We start from the raw sequence: 24,395 nt of genomic DNA, 5'->3' as shown, positions 1-24,395 counted from the left end.
AATTGCGGGCGAGAAGCGGTTTTCTGTTGTGAATTTTTCATATGTTGAAATTATTATTATAGTAAGTTGAAAAAGCCGCCTTTCGGCGGCATAAGGTTGTTGCGGATTGCTCGTTTTTGTTTTCCTTGACTGCTCGTTTTTGTCTTCCTTGTAGGTAAATATGCAGAAAAATGCTGAATACTATTCACTAATTCAATGTTTTCAGCACTTCAGTTGTAAATGGAATGATCTCGGACTGGCGTCCTTCACGCACTTTTGCAGGCCACTCCGGATCGCTTAGCAGAACACGCCCCAGAGCGATGAGTTCAAACTCCTTGTTCTCTAACATCGTATTCAATTGGTCCAAGTGAGCATCGCCAGTTCCCTGATTCTCGGTTGATCGGTCCACGAATTCGGCTTCCAGACCAACGGACCCAACGGATATTGCAGGTTTTCCGCTTAATTTTTGAGTCCAGCCGGCAAGGTTTAATTCGGAACCTTCGAATTCCGGCAGCCAGAAGCGACGAGTCGAGCAATGGAAGATATCTACGCCGGCCGCAGCCAGCGGCGCAAGAAATTGCTCCAGCTGTTCCGGGGTATCCACCAGGCGAGCATCATAATTGCCCATTTTCCATTGCGAGAAACGAAGTACAATCGGAAAATCCGGTCCAACCGCCTTGCGGCATGCTTCAATAACCTCAACTGCGAATTGTGTGCGTTTGATCAAGTCACCGCCATATTTGTCTGTACGACGATTGGTATGCTCCCAGAAAAACTGATCAATCAGGTATCCGTGAGCGCCATGCAATTCTATGCCATCGAACCCGATCCGCTTCGCATCTGCAGCTGCATGTGCGAACGCTTGTACCAGGCCCTGGATCTCTTCTTCCGTCAAAGGTTCCCTGTTCTCTTCCCCTGCCATGCTGATGCCAGAGGGGCTTACAGGCTCCGCTTCTGCATGAGGCAGATCACCCGTACGCCTTGCAGTGCCCACATGCCACAATTGAGGCATGATTTTACCGCCGGCCTCGTGGACGGCTTGAACCACATTCGACCAGCCCTGAAGGGATTCATCTCCATGGAATAACGGGATACTCGCACCGCTTACAGAGGAAGGGTGGTTAATTCCTATCCCTTCTGTAATAATGAGCCCTACACCGCCAGCTGCTCTGCGTCTGTAATATTCAGCAACTTCCGGCCCGGGTACTCCCTCTGGAGAGAAACCGCGAGTCATGGGTGCCATGACGATCCGATTGGACAATGTAAGCTTGTCTGAAGTGAAGGGTGTAAACAACGCTGAAGGTATATTCATTTGTTTATAGCTCCTTTATCTTGTGGAATGTCAGAACCCAATTACCTTTCCATTTTATAGTTTGTGAGTTTTATTTTCAAACTCGTTAATGAAGCGATCTATTATGTAACATAAAAAAAATAGAGCATCCCCGCAGCAAGTGGCAATACAATTACGCTGCTGCACGTGTACGCTCTGTGTTTACGTCTTTTTCATTTTAAATGATAGCCAAAAATAGATATGAGTCATAGTGTATACTCCTAACTCTTTCTGTTCGTTCCCCTTAATCCGAATTCACAGGAATGTCATTGCGATGAACTCTGAGGATTTTGCCTGATGAAGGTGAGACGACGTCCGGATCCGTGCCCAAACCGAAATAGAAATCCCCTTCATGCTCTTCAAATGACTTCGCATACGTATCCTGGCTAAACCGGAGGATTTCATGCCAATTGATCAGATCCGTGGTTTGGTACACCCGGTTAATATACAGGTTTTTGTTTTGGAACGTGTAGGTGAGTACATATACTTTTCCGTTGCGCAGAAGCAAGTCTGTTGGCAGAGCTTTGGCATCTGGTAAAATTACGCGTCTGGCCTGGTTAATGGCAGTCATGACATTCAAGGATTTGGGAAGCAATTGACCGTCATTGAATACACCACCAGCGATATAGACTAACTTGTTATCAAAGTTAACATTTTTCCCAATCTTGTTATACGGAACCGTTCCCTGTTGATAGGTCAGTCCCGGCAGGATTTTGTTTCCGTAGATTACAACGTCTTTCTTCTCCAGATTCGCGTTAATTTCCAGGAAATTGGTCTTGTCATTCCAGATTTTATTGGCAGGATACATCATGCCGGATGCATACAGCTTGCCCCCCAGCTCAAACAGCGTATATGCCCTAAGCCCGAACGTATTAATGTTTGCAAACTTCTGCCAGCTTACGCCCATATCATGTGAAATCAGAATCGTTGGCTTATCCTCTGTTCCCAGGGCAGCAAACATTTTGCCTTGATACAGAGCAAGGTCATAAACGTGTACTCCAAGCGGAAGGTTGCGGTATTTCGTCCATACGTCCCCATCCAGCCGATAAAAGTTTCCGAAATTCCATTGCTCTCCGTCAGAATCATTACCCGGAATATAGAGTTTGTCGTCCAGCACCTTGTAGATATCAATCTGCTCTTCATCCACAACCATTTTGGTTGATGGGACAATTCCAGGATTGCTGTTGCTGACTGCCTGCCTATTAAACGATGAGGTTGCTGTATCGAAATAAATAACCGGGATGGGACCCGAGTTCGGGGCTACCCCCATATTGCTGCTGTTGCCATGGCCCAAATAGATCTTGTCTCTGTACAACTGCATATCCCACACATTATTGGCGTAAGGCGTTTTGGCAAAAGGTCGTCCAAGCAGCTCAATCTTGCTTGTCACATCCGCAGAATTGATGGGTACATTGGATACCTTCGCCATAGCCCGTTCAACCGTCGGCTTGGGCTCGGCCTTGTCACTGCTTTTGGGCTTGGCGCTCCCTGTAAGCATCCAGCCCACGCTTGCAACGATGGTCAAAAGTAGAGCTGCCCATTTCGTGTTGTTATGCATGCCCGCTTCCTCCTTCGTTTTGATATTGAATACCATTTCATATAAACGATACAAATTGTATCTTTTTATATTATGTAAAACAGAACAAGCATGCAATACATTCCGCCCTTTTCAACAAAAATAGACAGCTTCATCCGAAGATGAGCTGCCTATGCAAGTACTCCATTTAGTCATAATGACTTCGTTTATTGAATTGAGAAGATTTCTGGTTGTGACTACTCGGCTTTGACCAGGATTTTCACCTGATTTTTCTCTTTCAGAAGCGCTTCGAATCCTTGATCCACCACTTCATCCAGCGAAATACGTTTGGTCACCAGCTTGTCTGCCGGGAAGAAGCCTTTATCCATCAGACTGATCACAGCCGGGAATACATCCCGATAACCGATAATGCCGTTCACTGTACGTTCTTTCATGACGATAGAGTTAGGCAGAATCGGAGCCGCTTGCTCAAAAATGCTGACGATCATCAGCTCTCCGCCAATACGTGTCGAATCGATCGCCTGCTGCAGCACAGGTGGAACACCTGTCACTTCATAAGCAACGTTTACGCCGCCTTGCGTACGTCTGTGAATCTCTTCCACGACATTGTACTGGGTTGGATCAATAACGATGGCGCCAAGCTCTTCGGCTTTCGCTTTACGCTCTTCGGACAACTCTACTACATAAATGTCGGAGGCGCCGGATGCTTTCAATGCTTCAATAACGAGCAAACCGATTGGACCTGCACCAAACACAGCTGCAGTATCGCCTACTTTCAGCTTGCTTTGACGCACAGCATGCAGCGCAACCGCAGACGGTTCCACCAAAGCACCCTGTTCGTAGGAAATGGAGTCAGGGATGGCGTGTACCATATACTCTTCAGCTGTTACGTATTCGGAGAAACCTCCGCCTCCTCCGGCTAGACCGAGGAATCCCATCTGGTCGCACAGATTGTATTTTCCCTGTTTGCAGGCTTCACAATGTCCGCATGCATAGATAGGTTCAACGACAACACGGTCTCCAGCTTGAAAACGGGTAACCCCTTCACCCACTTCAACGACTTGTCCCGAGAACTCGTGTCCCATCACAACAGGTGCTTGTTCGCCTGTTAGCGGATGTGGTGCTTGAGCTGGAATGAAAATCGGTCCTGCGGTGTATTCATGCAGGTCACTGCCGCAAATTCCGCACCACTCTACTTTTATTTTAACTTTCCCCTGCGCCGGGCTAGGTTCATCGATATGTTCGAGACGCAAATCTTTAACTCCATGCCAACGTAATGCTTTCATTCATTTCATCTCCCAGATCATAGGTTTGAATATAACCGGAAACGTTTCCGTAGTTAAATATGTCACAGTTTAGATAGTCTGTCAAACACATTTTCCCATAAATAAGTCGAATTCATGAATTTTTTGCCTATACATGCAGCATGATAAAACCCGCAGTGATTACCTGCACCCAATGATTTGCAGATTATACGCTCAAGAACGTATGGAATATGTTAACACCTTGCTTACGGTTATAGGTCATGGAAAGTCTATTGACTTACAAAAAAGTGTTATAATCAGAGTATATACATGAATTCAACACGAAATTACTATAGGTTCGGAATCGTTTCCGGTGAAGTGAGGTTACCCAAACGTGAGCAAAGAACAAAAAGTCACCATCAAGGATGTGGCGGAGTTAGCGGGAGTAGGCATTGCTACCGTCTCAAGAGCCATTAATAATTCTGAGGGGATCAGCAGCAAAACCAGAGATAAGGTCATGCAGGCCATTGAAGAGCTCGGTTTTGTTCCCAACACATCCGCTCAGAGTCTTAAAATACGCCAGACCCACCAAATTGCCCTGGTTGTTCCGGATATACGAAATGCGATCATTCCAGAGATCTCCTGGTCTGTGGAACAAACCGCCAAACAGCACGGTTATCACGTGGTGCAGATTAATACGGCGGGGAATGCCCGCACCGAACTGGAAACCATTCGAAATATTAAAAAGCTGCATGTGGACGGTCTCATATTCATGCCGCTCGCTTATCCCAAAACACTGCCAGGCTTGATCGATAAGGCTCCTCTTCCCATCTCCATGATTAACTACGGCAAAAGGCTTGAACCCGGCATGAAGGCAGATATCGTCTCTCTATCTCAGCCGGAGGGCAAGCTTGTGATGGAACATTTGATTAAAATTGGACGAACCCGGATTGCCTATGCGGGTGCCCCCAAGGACATCATTGAAGAGCGTTATCGGGCGTATGAACAAGCTCTGCCTCATGTCGATATTTCACTTGTCTATTTCGGAGAAGATTTCTCCCTGAACACCGGTGCCAACGCTGCGGATTACTTCCATGGACTGACCCATATGCCAGACGCAGTCTACGCAATCAATGACATGGTTGCCATCGGTTTGGTTAACCGGTTCAAAGAATTGGGTGTACGTGTACCCGAAGATGTCGCCGTGGTTGGGGTCGATAATAATCAATGGACTACTGTCTCGTCCCCGCAGATCAGCTCGGTTTCCATTATGGGTGAAGAGGTCGCCAGGCTGGCAACCGAATTGCTGCTTAAACGGATCCGCGAGATGAGTACTACCGACTATGAGCATATCCAGTTTGAACCCAGACTTATCGTACGTGAATCAAGTGTAGCGATGATTCGTCCCTCTTCATCACGTTCCTAAAGGCGTATCCTAGATGATGAAATCATGAAAATCACAAGCAAAAAAGGTGCACTCGCAGCCATTATGCACGGCCTGAGAGTCACCTTTTTGTTATTGGAATCGATTTAATAAAAACTGACGAGAACTCTGGCATGGTTTGTTTGTTATTACTTCACGATCAACTGTCTAATCGGGCTCCCTTTTAGAAACATCTCGATGTTCTCTACTGCATGATTGTAATATATTTCATAATTCCCTTGGGTCACATAACCCAAATGCGGTGTTGCCAGCACGTTGGGCAAGGTTCGCATAATATGATTAACGGGCAAAGGTTCCTGTTCAAAGACATCAAGTCCTGCCCCGGCGATCAGACCACTTTGCAATGCCTCTACCATAGCCCCTTGATCCACAATTCCCGCACGGGAAGTATTGATGAGCAATGCCGTCTTTTTCATCCGCTGGAATTCAGCCTGCCCGATCAGATGACGAGTACGTTCACTAAGCACCAGATGAATGGACACGATATCACTTTGCTCCAGCAGCTCTTCCTTTGTTTCGCACCAGATTACGCCCTGTTCTCCAGCTTGTCCAGGTTTCAGATGCTGACTCCAGGCCATGACGTTCATGCCAAAAGCCTTAGCAATCGCGGCCATTCGGGAACCGATTTTGCCTAACCCGAGCAGCCCGAGCGTCTTACCGTACAAATCCATACCGACCGTACTCTGCCAGTTGCGATTGGATTTCAGTGCATTATTTTCGGTAACCAGCTGCCGGGACAGTCCCAAAATAAGCGCCCAGGTTAGTTCCGTTGGTGGATTGGAGCTGCCCTCTGTCCCACACACCGTGACTCCATGGCGTTCCGCAGCCTTAAGATCAATTGAGGCATTTCGCATCCCTGTTGTAATGAGCAGCTTCAGCTTGGGAAGCCTGGATATAACCGATTCAGGAAACGGCGTACGCTCACGCATCAGAATAACGATATCCACATCCTGCAGCTCCTGGATGACCTTTTCTTCCGAGCCCATGTAATGATTAAAGGTCTGCACCTCAACCCGATCCTGGACTAAACTCCAATCAGCCAATGACAGGGCGACGTTCTGGTAATCGTCCAATATGGCGCAACGTAATTTCGTTTGCAAGATGTTCCCCTCCTTCAGAATGCGTTGTATCCTACACCTACCCGTATTGTACCAATTCGACACCGGTCTGCCCAATGTCCTTAGACATAAAAAAAGAGCCGGAAGTCAGTTCCGCCTCTTCCATTCATATTAACATTTTAAAAATTAGCGCCGTGATGATAATCGCAATCGTGATCTTTGACAATCCCTTTACTTTGAATACAAACCGATCTAATTTTCCCTGATCATTGGTAAAGAGGGATGCTTCTATCGCGGCCAGAGCCAATACTCCAAACATGATGAGACTGAATGTTATGATATCTACTCCACCAAGAGTCGTTATTGATACACCTATGACATAAAAAATAGTAAGATACAATCGCCAATATGTAGTAAGTGCCATGGAATTCCTCCTTGGAATTGGATGTTACTATTTTTACGTTTCACTTTACATATCGTCTCATATAAATCAATATTTTCCTATCAATTTGCGATACTGGGGTTTGACGTGCACCCCACTCTTAACGCAGCGCATCCAGTTCAATTTCATGACTGACATATAGCTCCATCCTGGATCTCAATTGATTATAACGTTCGACCAACGCATGATCCATTCCGAGTAATCGCGCAATCACACCTAATATGGAATCATCCACATGTGGTGTACTCCAGCTAAACAGCTGATGATACAGGTTCAACATTGATTCTTGGCTCTCCTTAACATATCGAAGCGGGTGTGAGACGGATTCGAGTTTTAACTGCAGCAAGTCGTGAAATACGTGAAACCGATGCTCCGCAGCCACACTTCTTGTTAAGCCTGCTTGGGAAGTCTGCACACTACTCGCTTTATCTGTAACTGCAGCTAAGCCTGCTTCGTCCTTCAGATCTCTAATCAAATCCGAGAATGTTAATCCGACCATGGGCATCGCCATGTAGGCCCACCAATGACTGCCTGTTCCATTAGCGCACAGTTCCCAATTCGGGTTCCATAACACATTTCGAAGTTGTTCCTTCTGGGATATTCCGTACATCGAAATACCCCACACCAGCCCGCCATTGCAGTCCACTGACGCCTGTTCTCCCCATGCCAGAAGCTTCGGCACCATCTTATCAGCAGGAGCCCATTTTGCACATAATGCAGGGAGGATCTCCGGGAAAATAGCATTTCCGTATACCTGCTCGAATTTATCTATCAACCGCCGATGTTGATCCTCACAAGGCATATGCAGCAAGGCCAAACAAGCATCTTTGGACAAATACCAATCATCTGTCATTACACAATCCACCAGATATTCGGTGCTGAGTGGATATCCCATGTAAGCCAGGACATGCAGAATGTCCCCGGGTACCCCCTCTTTTAGCATTCCTTTGTCAAAACTACATTGATGAAGCTGCCGGGCAAGCTCCATATCACCGCAACGCATGACGACTTCAAGCAGCAGTAAATATCGGTAGTCCTCCGAATGCTCCAAATATAACTGGAGCAAGACCGCTGCGTCCTCCCGGTCCCCATACCTCGCAATAACTCGGCAAAAGGACTGAAGCACATCCAGATCCAAGGGACGACCCGAATGAAACCATTCCAGCAATGTTTCGGTGGGCTGTATCATATCGATTTTTCTCCAATAATAAATAACGCCGCCTCAATACTTTGCTCTACAAACGAACGCTCTGGCCCCGATTTCATTAACACAGTAAGTCCAATCATTGAAATGACCAAAGATTTTGCAGCTGCACTCGCATTCAGCTCACTAGACAATTCTCCGGAACGCTGCCCCCGTTCAATCGACTCCTGAAAAATCACTGCCAGATACATCTGATGCTCTCGGGTTAAAATGGCGAATTTCGAATCGTGCGGAGCCAGTTCAACCATCGTATTAATACAAAAACAACCGTGGCTCGGCTTGGACACATCCCCCTCCGCCCCAATGTGCTCAAACAGCGCACGAAATGCCTGTTTTATAGACCCTTCATGCTGAAGTCTCGATCTGATTTGTGCGGCATGCAAAGTGGTATATCTGCGCAGCGCCATCTCAAATAACTCTTTTTTGTCCCCGAAGGCCGCATACAAGCTTGGACGCTGAATGCCCATTGCGGATGTCAGGTCAGTCAATGACGTGGCTTCAAATCCTTTATCCCAAAATATGCGCATGGCTGCATCAAGCACTTTATCGGTATCAAACTCCCGTTGTCTCACCATATTCTTTCTCCTTTTTATGTACCAATCGATATATTATATCGTAGCTATCATCCATCATGATGTCAATTGTAATCCTTAACTAAATCATGGTATTAACAGCACATGAATATTTCAAAAATATAAAATTGACATTTGGATGATATATACAGTATGTTAATTCAGAATTATTATGTACTGATCAGTATAAAATAAATTCAAAAATCCATTCTTGAAAGGTGACTCTCATGAATACTCCGATTCAACAGGTACATCCATCTTCAAAAGCTCCTGCTGGCATGTCCCGACTTGTTGCGCTCCTCTTCGCTCTGTGCAGCGGACTTTCCGTAGCCAGCATTTATTATGCTCAGCCCCTTCTGGATGCCATGGCCAGGGATTTCCGGATCTCCCACTCACATATCGGCGTAATCATTACAGTGACCCAAGTCTGTTACGCCCTTGGACTCTTTTTTCTTGTTCCTCTCGGTGACCTGATTAATAGGCGAAAACTGATCATTGCGCAGATGTTCTTCTCCGTCGCGGCTCTGCTAGTCGTTGGCACCACATCATCCAGTTTTATCTTTTTCATAGCAATGGCACTCGTCGGATTACTGGCAGTTAACACGCAAGCGCTCGTTGCCTTTGCCGCAGCACTCGCTGCCCCTTCGGAGCGCGGACGGATTGTAGGCCTTGTGACTAGCGGAATCGTGATTGGCATATTGCTCGCTCGAACGGTTGCGGGCACCCTGAATGATTGGATCGGCTGGAGGTCGGTTTACCTGTTCTCCGCATCGCTAACATTGGTCGGAGTAGTCGCCCTGCTCCTTCTCCTGCCGAAGCATGAGCCACAGCGAACAAAATTAAATTATGCTCAATTGCTTATTTCGGTAATACAACTCTATCGGGAGCTGCCTATACTTCGTATTCGTGGCGTGCTGGGCATGCTGATTTTTACTGCTTTCAGCATTTTATGGACTGCCATGGTCCTTCCGCTCAGCGCACCTCCATTCTCCTTGTCCCATACAGCCATCGGTGCTTTTGGTTTGGCAGGTGCCGCGGGTGCATTGGCTGCTGCCCGTGCCGGCAAACTCGCTGATCGGGGTCTTGGACAGCACACGACTGGATTCGCTCTTCTGCTTCTCCTTCTGTCCTGGCTGCCGATCAGCTTCGTTCATCAATCGTTATGGTTTCTGATCGTTGGCGTCATCGTTCTCGACCTCGCTGTACAGGCAGTCCACGTCACCAATCAGAGCCAGATCTATCAGGTTCGTCCTGAAGCACAGAGCCGTCTTACTGCTGCATACATGATATTTTACTCAGTGGGCAGTGCAGCCGGATCTATTGCTTCAACCATGATGTACGCCTGGGCAGGATGGACGGCCGTGTGCTGGTTGGGAGCTGGTGTAAGTGCAGCTGCATTTCTGTTCTGGGCGGTTGACCGTTACCTACAACGGAATATAATCCATTCCTCTTGTGCTCCGACACAACATAAAGGAAACTGAATTATTTCTCCAACTTATTCCATACAACGATGAACAGCGTAGCAAGCGGACCACACAAGAGGGAGATCAGAAACCAGTTAAGCCCACTTCTGTTTTTCCCTTGAGCAAGTCCGGCATTGATTAACGCAAGGGTGCCCCAACCAACAAAATATTCGTTATCCATCACTCATCACTCCTTATCACAAGTAATTGGTCGTCAGACCTGTTCGTTCGTCTGTTCCAGTATAGCTTTCAGCTTCGTATTGCGGCTTTGGATAAAAGCATGCATATAATTCTTCAAGACGAGCCGCTCCGCCAGTCTTCCCAACACACCGAGTGGTGCTTCAAATTTCAGCATGTCCCTCATGCAAGTGGTTTGGTCATCGATCCTGCTGAAATGATGTTCGTGACGCATGCTCTGGAATGCCCCTTTTACCATTTGATCAACAAACACATGCGGACGTTCATATTGCACGATGCGGGACGTCAGTTTCTGCCGGATGCCAAAATGAGTTGCCTGAAACGTAACCGTGTCGCCGGCACCTATCCTGCCAGAGGTTACGCCCGAAACAGCTCGTTCCCGTGTATGTTTCCATACCGTCTGTGTATGAACGTCAATATTCCGGGCATAATCAAAACATTTTTCAATTGGGGCACGTATCGTAATTTCGGTTACTACTTCAATCAAGGTTTATCGCTCCTCAGGTACAATGGATTTTGTACCCAGTATACGCTTGCCCTCCTAAGAGAACAATGCACCAAAAGCCGTTACACAGAAACAGGTCCCCTGCCATGATGCAGGAGACCTGTTTGTACTCTAAACTTTTATAACCTTAAATAATCAGTTCTTTAATGGCAATGCTGCGTTCTTTGGACAAGTCACGATACTGCTCGGACTCGACCTTGACCAGTGGATTGAAGATGTCCGAGGTATTATTCATGATGATTACCCCTTTTTCACCATTGCTCAGAAGCACTTGCTTACCGATAAAGTTCGGAAGAAGATGCTGCATTAGAGCCTGAACCGGCTTTTCATTCAGCTTGCCAAACCCCATCGCATAGATGTCACGCAGATTGTTGATCAGGTTCGGATTGCTGCCGCCATGAATGCCGGATCTCATACCAATGTATACGTCAGCCACAGACACGATCTGCGTATAGGGATGAATTTCACTTTTATCCATTTGCATTGGATACCCTGAGCCATCCTCACGTTCATGGTGCTGAAGCGCTACAAGCGCAGTAGCCTCATCGGTCATGGAACTCTTGATGATATCATGGCCATAAATGGTATGACGCTGCATTTCAAGCTGTTCATCCGCCGTTAATGGTTCCATTTTGTTACGAATCCGATGGGATACTCTGCATTTGCCTATATCATGCAGATAGCCGCCGCGGCTGATCTGATAGCTTTCCTTCTGGGAATAACCCATCCAACTGGCAATATAGAAGGACAGCAATCCAACCTGAATGGAGTGTGTATAGTTATTTACATCATCACGTTCCAGCATCATCAGGAGATGTACGACATCCTTTTGCTCGTCCAGTCCATCCACCATCGGCTGCAGTGCATCGTCCACCATGGTAGCATTGAATTTACCCACAGTAAGTGCTTCGAGAAATGCATTTTGGTAGTTATGTACAGTCTGTATAAATTGGGATTTCATTTCTTCTTCAGGCGGTTCTTCCTTAATACTCGAACCAGCTGCCATACTCGAACCGGCTGCAAATTTGGCTGCAGCAGCAAAAAACTCAGCTTCTGTTATTTCTTCTTCACGTGATTCAATATCTACATAGTCCACACGGTGCTGCATGAGCAAGGAAATATCCTCACTTTTGATTACAGTCCCTTTCCCGAGAATGTGCAACCCCGCATCGCTAAATGTATCCGCAGTCAGACGGTCTCCGTCTTGCAGGTTCATAATATGGATTCTCAATCGGTATTCCCCCTGAACAATTCATTATAGTAACAGTACCCGATGGATTGGGTCCCCAAAATACCTATACTTCTTTATATCGATCATTTTCTTGATTTTCTGCATAGTTCAAACGACCTTAATCGCAAAAGGAAATACGAACGAGTAAGACTTTCTTCTCATTCATATTTCTAAAATAATCCCGGTTTTGCCGAATAAGGAACATCGAATGTTATGTTTCGTTGGAATGGAGAACAGTAAAGAGCCCAAACTTCTGTTTGGGCCCTTCCTATTACGCTAAATTTTGACCGATGCCAGACTGGCTCCACTGACGAATAAACGTTCAATGCCTTTCTCAACCGCTGGATCAGGAATAAGCGGAGGTGCTTGATGCGGCTTCACCCGGGCATCTATAATGATCTGATCGCAGCCCCAGTGCTTATGCGTATAGCTGCTGTTTACCCCATACATGTCGTGTGATGGATTGCTGCGCGTAAATGTAGCCCATAGGAAGTTGCTGAGGCTCGCACTCAGGAAAGAGCTGTCATCGCACAGAATGATCAATGGGCAGGAATCAAGTCCTCCTTGTTCCTTCAGCATATCCGTAAATTGCTGCATTTCCCGCGCCGTCTCTTCATAACTCGTAAAAGCTGACGTCTGAATCGATACGATCCCAGGCATAATCAGCCGTGCATTCGTATAACCACGAATATTCTTCAAAGTATCCGGCACTTCGGTGCACAGCTCCCGAATCTTCTCACCGTACGCTGCAAAAACGACCTTACTGCCGGTATTTAACCCGGTTCCTGAGTAATCCAGTGTATCGATGGTTGTATTGGTATGAAAATGGATATCCCGCTGCAAATTCATGCGCTCCAGAATATAGGTCAGGAATTCCACTTCGCGGTGGGTATCCAGCGGCTGCTGATCCTCAGCTGTAATAAACAGATACTTTGCCAAACTCAGCTGCCCCGTACCCAGAATTCGGTTCGCAATGGTCAACAATTCGGTCGGCTGCTTCACCGTCTGATATGGCGTGTAACGCTCACTTCCAATTGCGAACAACAGAGGGTGCACCCCGGCAGCGTCTACGGCATGTACTTCTTTGACACCCGGAATCTCCTGTTTGATCGCATCGCCCGTAATTTCATGGATCAGATCACCAAATGCCGTATCCTCCTGCGGAGGACGACCAACTACCGTAAATGGCCAGATTGCATTAGGCTTCGCATACACCTTGTGCACTTTCATCAGCGGGAACTCATGCGTCAAACTGTAATAGCCCAGATGATCACCAAACGGTCCTTCCGGTTTTGTTTCACCTGGATAAATATCTCCGGTAATGACAAAATCAGCGTCATTGCTAATACAGTATCCATCCTTGTAGCTATAACGGAAACGACGACCAGCGAGTAGACCGGCAAAGGTCAGCTCACTGAGACCTTCAGGTAAAGGCATCACCGCAGACAGGGTATGAGCTGGAGGACCACCGATAAAGATACTGACTTTGAGCGGCTCTCCCTTTTTGACAGCCTTCGCCTGATGTATACCGATCCCGCGATGAATCTGATAGTGGAGCCCGATTTCCTTGTTCATCGCATAATCATTGCCGCTCAGCTGAACACGGTACATACCCAAATTGGAGTTCATGATCCCGGGTTTGTCCGGGTCCTCTGAATAAACCTGCGGCAACGTTACAAAGGCACCCCCATCCATTGGCCAATGCTTGATCAGCGGCAGATCCGAGATTTGAATTTCCTGAGCCGACACGGGCAGACTGATCGACTTCTGTTTGGGCAGCGCCTGCCACGCTGCAAGACCTGTGCTGATGTGCTGAAAAGGCGTCTTGAGCGCCTTCATTGGATCATCCCGTACGGCCATGACCCGCTGTACGCCTTCGAGCGTGTTACGGAACATGAATTTGCAGCGTTCGAGTGTGCCAAACAGATTGGATACCGCCTGGAACTTCGAACCTTTTACATTTTCAAACAACAGCGCCGGGCCTTTCGCCTCATGCACCTTCATATGTATTGCGGCCATTTCCAGATTCGGGTCTACTTCTTCCTTAATCCGGATCAGATGTCCATGCTGCTCCAGATCGTTGATGCAATCTTCCATATTGCGATATTTCATGGGATGGCTCCATTCTTTTGATATAATATATATTTATGTTCATATATTCACATGGACGCGCAAACAAGAATTTTGAACCAGCTGCCTGAGTCCACGCCCTAATCTACTTCATTCTAAAAGATCACTCTTCGCGGCTCTTCTATTTTATCAAATGATCTGCTAGTAAACAAAAAATATATATATTATCCTCATTGACTAGAGTTAAAGATGGAAATCCCGAACATTACACTTCCGTGTATATGCAAGAATGCCAGCCAAGAACCTCGGTCCCAAGCTGGCCTCCTTATCCCTCATACGTAAGAGAATATTAAATTCCCTCAACAATCCGCTTCGCTCTAACCTTCACCTCACGTGAAAGTTCATCCTCATCGATTGTTAAGAGCTTTCTGCCTCTCATCAGAACCTGTCCGTTTACAATCGTCGTGTCGACGTCCGCACCATTTACACTGTATGCAAGTAGTGACTCCACCTCATGTACAGGCTGAAGATGGGGCTTCTCCAGATCGATCAGAATCAGATCCGCCTTGCGCCCTGCCTCCAGCATACCTACCTCTTCCTCAAGCTTAAGCAGACCCGCGCTGCCCCGAGTCGCCATCTGCAGCACTTGCCTTGCAGGCAAACGAGTCGGATCTCCGTAATCAAGCTTTTGCAGCCATGTTGCAGCTTTGATCTCTTCGAACATATCGACAGTCGTCGCACTTCCGGCTCCATCTGTTCCGAGTCCAATAAGAATTTCCTGTGCAATCATGTCCGTGATGGGAGCAATGCCGCAACCCAGCTTCAGATTACTGACCGGATTGTGGGCTATGCCTCCACGCATGCCTTTCAGCCTGCTGATATCTCTGCGATTGAGCTGCACGCCATGGGCAAGCAGTACATGTGCGTTCTCGAACATACCGGCTTCCTCAAGGTATTGCGTTGGGGTCATTCCGTAACGATCACTAATCTTCGCGACTTCTTCCTTCGTTTCGGCCAGATGAATATGAAGAGGTATATCTTCCTTTTCAGCCAGGGCAATGACTTCCATTAACGGTTCCATGGAACAGGTGTATGGCGAGTGCGGCCCGTACATCGTTGTAATTCTTCCATCCGCCTTGCCTGACCAGCGATGAACGAGATCAATGGCTTCCTGCATCCTACGGCCTCCGTCATCCTCCATGAATACCATTCCGCGCGTGAGAGATGCCCGCATGCCCGTTTTGGTTACGGCTTCAGCGATCTCATTCATGTGGATATACATATCTGCATAGGCTGTGGTACCTGATCGAATCATCTCGGCCATGGACAACTGGGCTCCCCAATAGATGTCTTCCGGCGTCATTTGTGCTTCAGCAGGCAGCATTTTGCGGTCCAGCCAGTCCATTAACTTCAGATCATCCGAGAACCCCCGAAGCAAACTCATCGGGGAATGCTGATGTGCATTAATCAGCCCCGGCATGGCAAGCATGTTTTTTCCGTTCATAATGTCGTCACCCGGATTGGCGGCAAGGTGATGCGAGATCTCCGCAATCCGGTCTCCTTCAATACGAATATCCCCCAGGAAGGGGGCCTCTCCGTCTTTCATCGATAGAATCATCGCTTGCTGAATCAATATGCCCATTCGTTTCACAGCTCCTCTGGATTCAATTAAAAAGCTCAGATCCAAAGGATAAGCCTTCACGTAACGTAAAGGTCAAGTCATGAATATTTCTGTATCGTGATCTTTCGATAACTTTGAATGAATGGTTTGGGATCAATTTTCACCATGTATGGATACACCCCGGTGCTTGTATGGAGGTAGAAAAATCCCCCCTCATTGCCCATTCTTCGAAAGGACATATCGAATACATCCTTGATATGAAACTCTCGATATTTCGTTACAATTTTGTCCGAGTACAGGATCATGGATCGTTCGTTCGACTTGATCTCTTGCGCGAGACCTGTCACTTCCCTCTGGACTTTATAGTATGGCAGCACTGCAATACAGGTCATGATCCCCCTCCGCTCTTGTCGTGATTCTGGTTCCATCATAGCAGATTGGAGAGGTGAGCCAAAATAATCAACTTGAATTATGATCAAGAAGAGAGTTCTGTAGTTTTAGTTTGCATCTTTCTTTTCCACTCATTCCGGGATATTTTCATAGGGGATTAGGGGATTAGAGCATTGCCTATTCTTATATAAAAGATGGATGTCGCTTATGGGAATTATGCTGAATGCTCACTTGATAACGGTCACGACGTTCAGCGGAGATGGGAGCGTATGCTGAACCTCTTGCAGGGTGAGACATTGTTCAATATGGAAGACGCCGTGGGGCAGTTCAGTCCGGTACATTCGTTCCGCAACGGCTGCAGCCACTGCTGCCGTCGCATCGGCTTCGCGCTCACCCACTAACAGGTGCTCAACTCGAACCGGCTTGCCCTGCTTCCATCCAGCTGCATCCACCTTGACTGCAAACATCTCTTCTCCGCCGGGAATGAGAGCGAATGCCTTGACGGTTCCGTTTCGAATGAAAGGGTAACGCAGCAAGCTGAACACCCCCGCTCTCTTTGTAATCGCCATGGATCTTGTAATCCAGCGGGAATCCAGGCATAGGCGAGTAGACACGGTTGGAATATGCAGCGTGTGGGCAACCGCATGTTGATCTGAGAAGTTAAACCGATATGCCATTCTGCGTCCCAGCTTTGGTCCAAAATCAATCCATTTCCCATCCTGGAAACTTCGGACCTCAGTTGGCTTACCACCCTTCATCACAGTATAAGTTGCATTCATCTGATCAACCGTCCACTCCACCGCTGCCTTTCCGTGCTTCTCGCCGAGTCCCAGCATAACGGTAATATCTGCTTCATCCACCTGATCCATTTGAGCAGCCGCTTCACGTACAAGCAGATTCGTCACGCCAGGTGACAGACCCACACTCAGCATGGATGTTGCCTTATGGCGCTGCATTTTCTTATGTAATGTTTCTACTTGAGCAAGAAAATCCACCTTGGCCGAGATATCCATATAATCTGTTTCTGATTGTGCGCATGCTTCCACAAACCGCGTATCCGATTGGTCCACACACATGATAACCAGCTTGACGGATTCCAGCATGGCCGGATCGATGGCTTGCCTCACATCCAGCTGCAGCGGCTTCACAGTCCCCCCTGTAGAGCGACTGAATTCCTCGGCTCGATTCATTCGAGTTCCCGCCGCCCACACCTTACCCGGGAACAATTGTCCGAGCTGGGTGCATATCATTCGTCCTACTTGACCATAACCGCCTACGACCCAGATTTGGTCTTTATTTGCCTTAACATTAGATTCGAATTGCATAATAACCCTCCACCCAAAATGCTCCGAAATAGCGTGTAATATGAGTAAAACCACATTCAGAGAGCAGCGCCACGGTCTGCTCGGACGAGATCGGATCAGACTCCCTTCCCAGGGATGCCGCAAACCGATCCCATTCTCCCCCTTTTACTCCCGCACATAACATGTGCTCCCTCCATGCATTCATCATGACCTTATAGGCAGGTGAATTCAGGTCAGCGTTGACAGCAGCAAGAACCAGTGGTGCTCCGGATTTAAGCCTCTCAGCGAGGCTGTTCATAAATTTCCTCTTTGCCTCCATGCCCCGAAGGAAATGCAGCATCAGCATGCTTGTTGCCCCGTCGTATAACTCATCCAGTGGCAATTCTTCCACAGTTATGCCTTCCAGTTTCACTCTTGGATCTGCTCCTGCTTCAGCAACCCTTCGCTTCGCTAACTGAAGCATGGGCCCGGAAGGATCAACGCCGGTAAACGTCCACCCTGGGTGTCTATCTGCCAGCAATGTAATCTCTTTCCCTCCTCCGGCACCGGCAATGAGTATCTTAGAGTCGTTGTTATCCGTTAACGATGCAGCCAGCAGCCTCTCCATCAGATCATGCATATGAGAATATCCCGGAATCTTCAGGGAAATAGACTGTTCATAACGATTTTCATCTGCTGTCTTCCAGCTCATCAGGGATGAGTGATCTGCGTTCATGGTGCCACACTCCTTCTGTGTTGAAGTTAGACTTGACTCCTGATTCGTCTAATTTCATTATAAAAGAGTACGATGAGCCTACAATCCCAGAACAATGGGATATCCCCCGCGGGAGAGGAGACTCCTGATATGAAGTCAGCATTAGAGCAAGGCAGAACATCCATAACGTCTCTCGAAAAAGGATCCTGGACCTCCCGAACCTATAGGGAAGCCGTACTGAAAGCAATCCAAGCCGTTGTCCCCTTTGATGCATACTGTTTTACGACAGTGGACCCACAGACCCTGTTATCCACTGGTGCTGTGACGGAAGACGGCATTGAAGCGATACATGATCGGCTGTTCATTAACGAATATACGGAAGATGATGTACATAAATATGCAAACTTGATTCGCAGCAGCAAACACACCGCACTTCTACAAGCATCGATCCAGGATATGCCCGAACGAAGTTTGCGATATCGTTCGATCTTGCAGCCTGCTGGTTTCGGGGATGAGCTTCGAGCCGTCCTGATCTGTGACGAGACGTGTTGGGGTTACCTCACCCTCTATCGAAAGGCTGATCAGCCTTTCTTCTCGGAAGAGGAAGGGCAATGGATTCAAGAATGGACCACCTCCATAGCCAGGATGTTGAAAAGGACCAGTCTGTCACTTATGGATGAGATCAAACAAGGAAGTCCAGCCGATCCGGGACTTATAATGATAACCGATACTTTTCAGTTATTGTCATCCAATGAATCAGCACAATATTGGCTAACCCAATTGCAGCAGCTTGAGTCAGTAGGCCCGGACATTCTGCCTCGTCCGGTACGCGCAGTTAGTTCTCATTTGTTGAGCCAGACGCTGTCATCGGCTGTATCTTCGGAGTTGTCCGCAAAGTCACCTTCCAAAGTCTGCATACAGCTCATGGATGGTCGATATCTTGTGCTGCACGCAAGCCGCATGCAGCAGATGACTGGTCCGGATCAGATCGCCGTCAGACTTGAACAGGCCATGCCGCAGGATTTGCTGCCCCTGCTTGCGGAAAGTCACGGTTTATCCGCGCGTGAACGGGAATTGCTCGGATATGTGCTGCGGAGCTACTCTTCCAAAGAAATCGCAGCAGCGATGAATATATCCGCGTATACAGTCCAGGATCATTTAAAATCCATTTTCGCCAAGACAAGCGTATACTCACGCCGGGAGCTCATATGGTATTTCGTATCCCGATTCCAACTTAAGGATGATCGTGCCATTTAAGAAATGACGGAGAACAAAAAAAGAAGCGTAAATCCATCTAAGGATTACGCTTCTTTTGTTCTATTCGCTTAAGTACACCTTACCATCATACGCTTCTGATAGCGTTCTTTGTTGATAAGTGATACCTAGGATTTTGCTGGTTTGATCTTCTTCTCCTGCAGGATTACTGTTTCCTGAGGATGTTCCACCGGATACAGTTTACGGAACAATAATGTCTGAAGGACAAGGAATGAACCGCCAACCGTCCAATAGAGCGGCATGGCTGCGGGTGCTGTCAGAGAGAAAAAGGCCATCATCAGCGGTGAAATGTACCCCATAATTGCAAACTGTTTTCGCTGTTCAGGTGCCATATTGGCCTGTGAAACTTTTGCCTGAATCAGGTAGATCACCGCAACCACAACAGCAAGCACATAATCGGGTGCCCCGAGTTTAAACCACAAAAAAGAATGTGAAGACAGCTCTGGCGTTAGCCGAATCGCTGTGTATATCCCCGACAGGATCGGCAGCTGAATCAGCATCGGCAAGCAGCCAATATTCAGTGGATTAAAATTATACTTTTTATACAGCTCCATCGTCTCTTGGGAGAGCTTCTGACGATCTGCTGCGTCATTCTTGCCCTCGTATTTTTTCTTGAGTGCATCCATCTCAGGCTTCATAGCATTCATGATCACTCGGGTCCCCTGCTGGGATTTCGCCTGCCGCATCATCAAAGGCAGCAGCGCAAGCCGAATGACCAAAGTAATCACGATAATGGAGACGCCGTAACTTCCACCAAAGATGGTTGCAATGTGCTGAATCAGATACGACAGCGGAAATACAATATAGTGATTGAAGAATCCAGGTGTTGAAGCGTTAATCTCCGATACATTGTTACTGCATCCGGCCAAAAGCATGACTGCAAATAAAATGGCAATCAGCCCATAGATCCGTCCCTTGCCAGATGTAAAAGTGAACCCCTTGCTTGTCTTATGTTCCATATATATCCTCCTCGTTGATTGGGTTTCCATGTGTCCAACGAGGATGTACAATCTGGCTCATCTTCATCCGGTGCTTCTCTACGTCTGATCATCCTGGTTAAATCTTCAGGTCTATGCTGTCCATCCAGCGTCAGTGTTGGGAGTCCGGGTTCAACGCCGTCTCCGCCTCCGCCTTCCATCCAGTACTCTGTCAATCCACAGTGCAGATGGGCAATGTAGGCATAGCTCACGGTGAAAATAAGCCCTATTGAGAATAAATAAGGTAATAACTCCTGAAGTTCAAACAAGGGATTCACCCCCTTTATAGGTTCATTTTTATATTATAACACTTACATATCTGTTTTGCATAAATTCACGGCTCAGATGTTATAATCCCTCGCTAATCCGTTCTCAATTTGGACAATTCCTTCGCAGCCCGATGTCTTGCCACGTTATAAGAGGGCCAGGAACTGCTGTTTTCTCTCTCATTCATGTAAGCTTCACGCTCCAATAAATGAACCTTCAGCGCCGGAAATTCCTCTTGCGCAAACTTCCGTAACTGCGGAATTGCATCCGCTGACAAATTCGCCAGATAAGCTGCATCAATGCTGCCTGTCTTATGGTAACGTTCCACGTTCAGCTCAGCGATTCGGTTATCCATACCCGCATAATTGACGGCTATATAAGCTGTAATTGACAGTACAATGTACCAGCGAAGCAGCGGAATGGATGTATATCGGATGCGTAAACCGGCGATGAGAAGCAGCAATGCCAGAAATATCATGAATGCATGTACCAGGAATCGAATATACGTGTACCCGTAAGCCTGTTCGTACAGATGAAGACGCATAAACGCAGAATACAGCATGATGGCTGTGCATCCCACAAGAATAAGCAGAAGCAGCTGATGAATAATCGAAGCTCTTCTCCCGCTAGGTCTAGTACATTGGAGTGCAACAATCAATATAAAAAAGTTAATACTGGTGACCAGCACAAGTTCGGCAAAGCCACTGCGGGCATATTCTGCGTATGACAGGTCAGAGGGAAGATGCCCACTCCCTGCTCCAAACAGGTATGAAAATTGTACAAAAACAAACAGCACATACACACAGTTTATAACGAACAGCATGGTACCCACGATGATGGGATCCAGCTTCACTGTCTCCCTGCCGGTACGGATGGCTTGCACATGGGTTTTGGCTTCACCCGTCTTGCTCGATTCGGTTTCCGTATTCTGCTGGCCTGCATGGACATGATCGGAGTCCTTCACTGCTGCAGGTGATAACAAGGCTTCATTTTTCCAATGGGCGTTCTCCCTCTTCTCGGCTTCGTACTCCATAGGTTGAACGAATCCCCATACATAACTAAAGAGTAAAATGCCTCCTATGATAATCCAGATCATTCTCGGAAATCCAGGTGTTAGAGTCAGATGGTTCAACCATTCCGGAAAACCGGACAAATATTGATTGAATACACCATCTGCGGAAGTCAGCAATGCAACCACCACAATCAGGATCGGGAAGGATGCGGCCAGTCCAATAAGAACTTTGACCAGAACTGCTCTCTGAGACTTCTCCATTCCACGTCCCCCTGCTTTTACCACAATGCCCCCGATGGTCCCCCAGTGGCGAATCGATTGTGGCAGCAAATGATCCAGGGAGGTACCGATGATTCGGAGATCCCACCACTGCTTCCGCTTACGTCCTGCTAAATAAGTCATATGTAGAATAATCAAACCGGGGACGAACAGTAAATTGAGAACGCGCAGCAGTTCATTGTCAAAAAGTAAAAAGGTTAGCGCGAGCATGAGTACGACTGCAGCCATCCATACGTCAATCAGGGTTAAAGTCCGAAATCGATCCTTCGCAAATACATACATAAATGCATAAAAGAGAAGCACAAAGATCAGATACGATACGCCTGGCTCTCTTCCATAAAACAAATACTGATGAACAACCGCCAGAATCAAGGCAGACAACAGCGTAATCAAAGCGCGATTCGGTGAATCCAGTATTTTCTGAATCATGGGAAAAACCTCCATTATCTTTCTAGACTTTATTCTAGATGATAAAATAAGAAGATAAAGAGAAATTATAGGAGATAAAATTTCTTATTTTAGTCCGGTTGCCACAACAGCTCTTTTCCCGAGGAGGCTTGATATCGTGAAACTGCATCAACAATATTTGCTGCTTCATAACCGCTTTGGTGATATGTCCGAGCATGAAGCTACACTCTCCGAGCTCGCAGAACTGCTCGATTGCACACATCGAAATACGCTTACCATTGTCAAAAAAATGGCGGCCTGCGATTGGATTCGCTGGATCTCCCAGCGTGGCCGAGGTCGCAGGTCAACACTCACGCTGCTCGTACCTGCCGAACAGATCGCAGCGGAATATATGATGCAAGCCCTCAATCGCCGGGAATTGCATCAAGCCGCTGAACAGGTGCGCGCCTTCTCCACCTCAACCATGATGCGGGAGCATTTAAACCACTGGCTGCTCGGTTACTCAGGCCATCATACGGAAGCAGGTGAGCATAACGAACGAATTGATACCTTGAGACTGCCCCTGCAGCAGCAGCTTCATGCTCTTGATCCGCTGTATATTAATCTGCTTGCCGAGTCCTTTGTCACCAGTCATGTGTTTGATGGGCTGATTCAGCGTAATGAGCAAGGGGACATCGTTCCATGTCTTGCCCACACTTGGGACGTTAGCCCAGATCGGAAAACCTGGCTTTTTCATTTGCGAAAAGGTGTCTTGTTTCACCATGGAGGACGATTGACTGCAGGAGATGTAGTACATACGTTTGCCAGGCTGCAGGCTACCGAGCGACGGACATTGTATCGGGATGTGAGCAGACAGATTCTGTCTGTCGAAGCCCTGAACTCGCTCACCGTAGTTTTCCGCCTCAAAGCACCGCATGAATTATTCCTGTCCTTTTTAGCCACAAGCCGTGCAGTCATAGTCCCTTCGGACAGCACCCTGAAGCCTGATGATGACAAGTCAGCTGAATCCACATCCATGCAAAAGCCTGTAGGAACAGGCCCCTTCAAGGTGACGTTATGGGATGAACACCTGTGCAGACTGGAAGCATTCCCGGCCTACTTTCAAGGAAGAGCCCATCTGGACCGGGTGGATATTCTGCAGATTCCCTGGAGTGCCGAGACCGAATGGGGAGAACATGCCGAAGCGGAAACGCCTTTCTTCCACCTTGTTCCGAATCCAGCTGCCGCTAAGGGTGCGGACTGGACACAGATTAGTGCAGGTGTCATGGTGAACAAGCTGCTCACTTGTAACACGCAAAAAACCGGACCGCTAAGCGATCCGGCTGTACGAAATCATCTATATGAATGTATCTCTGGCTTGATTCAATCCTCTGATAATCCCTTGGTCAAGGATCAGTCAATTCCTTTACAGCTGGCTACCATTCCACAATATCGCAAGGATGCTGCTGTCATCGCAACCAAACTTGAACAATGCGGATATACTTGCAAGATTCATACGGCAACGATGGAACAATTCAAAGGGCCATTGCGGCTGGAGTCCGATCTCATTCTATTCTCCCTGATCCGGGACCAGGATGAAGAATTGCGCAGGACTGACCTCTATCTAACCCTGTCGGAGCATCTGGATGAATCCTCACAATGGCGTGTGCAGATGATGCTGCAAACCGTTATCGAGTCACCATTAATGACAGAACGAACTGCAGGCCTTGACCGGATTGAACAATTTTTGCTGGATCATCATCTGATGTTCCATTTATCTGAGAAACCTGTGGAAACCGCCTACTTGCCTTCCGTGCGCGGGCTTTCGTTTAATAGTCAGGGCTGGGTCAACTTGCGCCATATCTGGTTTCCATCTGGAAGTACAGTGATAGAAGATTGAAAGGCAAGTTAC

At 47.4% G+C, this 24,395-nt stretch carries 22 protein-coding genes; 4 read left to right on the top strand and 18 right to left on the bottom strand.

The genetic code is table 11. The annotated features are described in order from the left end of the window. Positions 1-187 precede the first annotated feature (187 nt). The 3 genes from F4V51_RS12540 to F4V51_RS12530 form a co-directional block, all read right to left on the bottom strand. A complete protein-coding gene (locus F4V51_RS12540) occupies positions 188-1,291 on the bottom strand; it encodes an NADH:flavin oxidoreductase (RefSeq protein ID WP_153978206.1) in 1,104 nt (367 codons plus the stop codon). A gap of 262 nt (positions 1,292-1,553) precedes the next feature. After that, entirely contained in the window at positions 1,554-2,867 is a 1,314-nt protein-coding gene (locus F4V51_RS12535; RefSeq protein ID WP_153978205.1) for a hypothetical protein, read from the bottom strand. Positions 2,868-3,082: 215 nt separating this feature from the next. Further along, positions 3,083-4,132 carry a 2,3-butanediol dehydrogenase gene (locus F4V51_RS12530; protein ID WP_153978204.1) on the bottom strand — a complete coding sequence of 350 codons (1,050 nt, stop codon included), beginning with the start codon at positions 4,130-4,132 and terminating at the stop codon, positions 3,083-3,085. Positions 4,133-4,484: 352 nt separating this feature from the next. On the opposite strand from F4V51_RS12530, the gene F4V51_RS12525 reads away from it, so the two are divergent. Further along, entirely contained in the window at positions 4,485-5,516 is a 1,032-nt protein-coding gene (locus tag F4V51_RS12525; RefSeq protein ID WP_095358403.1) for a LacI family DNA-binding transcriptional regulator, read from the top strand. 146 nt (positions 5,517-5,662) lie between these two features. On the opposite strand, the gene F4V51_RS12520 is transcribed toward F4V51_RS12525, so the two are convergent. The 4 genes from F4V51_RS12520 to F4V51_RS12505 form a co-directional block, all read right to left on the bottom strand. Next, a complete protein-coding gene (locus F4V51_RS12520; RefSeq protein WP_153978203.1) occupies positions 5,663-6,634 on the bottom strand; it encodes a D-2-hydroxyacid dehydrogenase family protein in 972 nt (323 codons plus the stop codon). A gap of 124 nt (positions 6,635-6,758) precedes the next feature. Continuing rightward, entirely contained in the window at positions 6,759-7,016 is a 258-nt protein-coding gene (locus F4V51_RS12515; RefSeq protein ID WP_153978202.1) for a hypothetical protein, read from the bottom strand. Between the two features lie 118 nt (positions 7,017-7,134). Then, positions 7,135-8,223, bottom strand: a complete 1,089-nt coding sequence (locus F4V51_RS12510) for a hypothetical protein (RefSeq protein WP_153978201.1) — start codon at positions 8,221-8,223, stop codon at positions 7,135-7,137. After that, positions 8,220-8,813: a TetR/AcrR family transcriptional regulator gene (locus tag F4V51_RS12505; RefSeq protein ID WP_153978200.1), complete on the bottom strand. Its 594-nt coding sequence runs from the start codon at positions 8,811-8,813 to the stop codon at positions 8,220-8,222. Before F4V51_RS12505 ends, F4V51_RS12510 begins: the two co-directional genes overlap by 4 nt. 224 nt (positions 8,814-9,037) lie before the next feature. On the opposite strand from F4V51_RS12505, the gene F4V51_RS12500 reads away from it, so the two are divergent. Continuing rightward, on the top strand, positions 9,038-10,291 hold the full coding sequence (locus F4V51_RS12500; RefSeq protein ID WP_153978199.1) for an MFS transporter: 1,254 nt from the start codon (positions 9,038-9,040) through the stop codon (positions 10,289-10,291). 1 nt (position 10,292) lies between these two features. Here the strand turns inward: F4V51_RS12500 and F4V51_RS28835 are convergent, their stop codons facing one another. From F4V51_RS28835 to F4V51_RS12465, 8 genes are all read right to left on the bottom strand, one after another. Then, positions 10,293-10,454, bottom strand: a complete 162-nt coding sequence (locus F4V51_RS28835; protein ID WP_167301695.1) for a hypothetical protein — start codon at positions 10,452-10,454, stop codon at positions 10,293-10,295. A 33-nt stretch (positions 10,455-10,487) separates the two neighbouring features. After that, positions 10,488-10,958 carry an SRPBCC family protein gene (locus F4V51_RS12495; protein ID WP_153978198.1) on the bottom strand — a complete coding sequence of 157 codons (471 nt, stop codon included), beginning with the start codon at positions 10,956-10,958 and terminating at the stop codon, positions 10,488-10,490. Positions 10,959-11,103: 145 nt separating this feature from the next. Further along, complete coding sequence (locus F4V51_RS12490) at positions 11,104-12,207, bottom strand: HD-GYP domain-containing protein (protein ID WP_153978197.1); 1,104 nt, start codon at positions 12,205-12,207, stop codon at positions 11,104-11,106. 276 nt (positions 12,208-12,483) lie between these two features. After that, a complete protein-coding gene (locus F4V51_RS12485; protein WP_153978196.1) occupies positions 12,484-14,319 on the bottom strand; it encodes a UbiD family decarboxylase in 1,836 nt (611 codons plus the stop codon). A gap of 307 nt (positions 14,320-14,626) precedes the next feature. Further along, a complete protein-coding gene (locus tag F4V51_RS12480; RefSeq protein ID WP_153978195.1) occupies positions 14,627-15,919 on the bottom strand; it encodes an amidohydrolase in 1,293 nt (430 codons plus the stop codon). Between the two features lie 77 nt (positions 15,920-15,996). After that, the gene (locus F4V51_RS12475) at positions 15,997-16,290 is read right to left on the bottom strand and encodes a hypothetical protein (RefSeq protein WP_153978194.1); all 294 of its coding nucleotides are present in this window, start codon (positions 16,288-16,290) and stop codon (positions 15,997-15,999) included. A gap of 225 nt (positions 16,291-16,515) precedes the next feature. Continuing rightward, the gene (locus F4V51_RS12470) at positions 16,516-17,613 is read right to left on the bottom strand and encodes a saccharopine dehydrogenase family protein (protein ID WP_153978193.1); all 1,098 of its coding nucleotides are present in this window, start codon (positions 17,611-17,613) and stop codon (positions 16,516-16,518) included. Next, positions 17,597-18,307 carry a class I SAM-dependent methyltransferase gene (locus F4V51_RS12465; RefSeq protein WP_153978192.1) on the bottom strand — a complete coding sequence of 237 codons (711 nt, stop codon included), beginning with the start codon at positions 18,305-18,307 and terminating at the stop codon, positions 17,597-17,599. The genes F4V51_RS12470 and F4V51_RS12465 overlap by 17 nt, the downstream gene beginning before the upstream one ends. A gap of 129 nt (positions 18,308-18,436) precedes the next feature. Here F4V51_RS12465 and F4V51_RS12460 point away from each other — a divergent pair, with 129 nt between their 5' ends. Beyond that, positions 18,437-19,543 carry a helix-turn-helix transcriptional regulator gene (locus F4V51_RS12460; protein WP_153978191.1) on the top strand — a complete coding sequence of 369 codons (1,107 nt, stop codon included), beginning with the start codon at positions 18,437-18,439 and terminating at the stop codon, positions 19,541-19,543. A gap of 125 nt (positions 19,544-19,668) precedes the next feature. Here the strand turns inward: F4V51_RS12460 and yidC are convergent, their stop codons facing one another. From yidC to F4V51_RS12445, 3 genes are all read right to left on the bottom strand, one after another. Further along, a complete protein-coding gene (gene yidC, locus F4V51_RS12455; protein WP_153978190.1) occupies positions 19,669-20,520 on the bottom strand; it encodes a membrane protein insertase YidC in 852 nt (283 codons plus the stop codon). Next, positions 20,457-20,807, bottom strand: a complete 351-nt coding sequence (locus F4V51_RS12450) for a hypothetical protein (RefSeq protein ID WP_193721771.1) — start codon at positions 20,805-20,807, stop codon at positions 20,457-20,459. Before F4V51_RS12450 ends, yidC begins: the two co-directional genes overlap by 64 nt. 92 nt (positions 20,808-20,899) lie before the next feature. Continuing rightward, the gene (locus F4V51_RS12445) at positions 20,900-22,525 is read right to left on the bottom strand and encodes a DUF4153 domain-containing protein (RefSeq protein WP_162009929.1); all 1,626 of its coding nucleotides are present in this window, start codon (positions 22,523-22,525) and stop codon (positions 20,900-20,902) included. A gap of 136 nt (positions 22,526-22,661) precedes the next feature. Here F4V51_RS12445 and F4V51_RS12440 point away from each other — a divergent pair, with 136 nt between their 5' ends. Continuing rightward, the gene (locus tag F4V51_RS12440; protein WP_153978188.1) at positions 22,662-24,383 is read left to right on the top strand and encodes an ABC transporter substrate-binding protein; all 1,722 of its coding nucleotides are present in this window, start codon (positions 22,662-22,664) and stop codon (positions 24,381-24,383) included. The last annotated feature ends 12 nt before the right edge of the window (positions 24,384-24,395 follow it).

Source organism: Paenibacillus xylanilyticus, assembly GCF_009664365.1.
GTDB lineage: Bacteria > Bacillota > Bacilli > Paenibacillales > Paenibacillaceae > Paenibacillus > Paenibacillus xylanilyticus_A.
The sequence above is the reverse complement of the archived record's forward strand: the minus strand, read 5'-3'. Positions and strand labels throughout refer to the sequence as shown.

Excerpts from the sequence above, each read along its gene's own strand:
- F4V51_RS12480 (WP_153978195.1), bottom strand. The coding sequence starts at position 15,919 with ATGGGCATATTGATTCAGCAAGCGATGATTCTATCGATGAAAGACGGA.
- F4V51_RS12470 (WP_153978193.1), bottom strand. The coding sequence starts at position 17,613 with ATGCAATTCGAATCTAATGTTAAGGCAAATAAAGACCAAATCTGGGTC.
- F4V51_RS28835 (WP_167301695.1), bottom strand. The coding sequence starts at position 10,454 with ATGGATAACGAATATTTTGTTGGTTGGGGCACCCTTGCGTTAATCAAT.
- F4V51_RS12515 (WP_153978202.1), bottom strand. The coding sequence starts at position 7,016 with ATGGCACTTACTACATATTGGCGATTGTATCTTACTATTTTTTATGTC.
- F4V51_RS12445 (WP_162009929.1), bottom strand. The coding sequence starts at position 22,525 with ATGATTCAGAAAATACTGGATTCACCGAATCGCGCTTTGATTACGCTG.
- F4V51_RS12505 (WP_153978200.1), bottom strand. The coding sequence starts at position 8,813 with ATGGTGAGACAACGGGAGTTTGATACCGATAAAGTGCTTGATGCAGCC.
- F4V51_RS12485 (WP_153978196.1), bottom strand. The coding sequence starts at position 14,319 with ATGAAATATCGCAATATGGAAGATTGCATCAACGATCTGGAGCAGCAT.
- F4V51_RS12535 (WP_153978205.1), bottom strand. The coding sequence starts at position 2,867 with ATGCATAACAACACGAAATGGGCAGCTCTACTTTTGACCATCGTTGCA.
- F4V51_RS12475 (WP_153978194.1), bottom strand. The coding sequence starts at position 16,290 with ATGACCTGTATTGCAGTGCTGCCATACTATAAAGTCCAGAGGGAAGTG.
- F4V51_RS12500 (WP_153978199.1), top strand. The coding sequence starts at position 9,038 with ATGAATACTCCGATTCAACAGGTACATCCATCTTCAAAAGCTCCTGCT.
- F4V51_RS12460 (WP_153978191.1), top strand. The coding sequence starts at position 18,437 with ATGAAGTCAGCATTAGAGCAAGGCAGAACATCCATAACGTCTCTCGAA.
- F4V51_RS12540 (WP_153978206.1), bottom strand. The coding sequence starts at position 1,291 with ATGAATATACCTTCAGCGTTGTTTACACCCTTCACTTCAGACAAGCTT.
- F4V51_RS12510 (WP_153978201.1), bottom strand. The coding sequence starts at position 8,223 with ATGATACAGCCCACCGAAACATTGCTGGAATGGTTTCATTCGGGTCGT.
- yidC (WP_153978190.1), bottom strand. The coding sequence starts at position 20,520 with ATGGAACATAAGACAAGCAAGGGGTTCACTTTTACATCTGGCAAGGGA.
- F4V51_RS12530 (WP_153978204.1), bottom strand. The coding sequence starts at position 4,132 with ATGAAAGCATTACGTTGGCATGGAGTTAAAGATTTGCGTCTCGAACAT.
- F4V51_RS12465 (WP_153978192.1), bottom strand. The coding sequence starts at position 18,307 with ATGAACGCAGATCACTCATCCCTGATGAGCTGGAAGACAGCAGATGAA.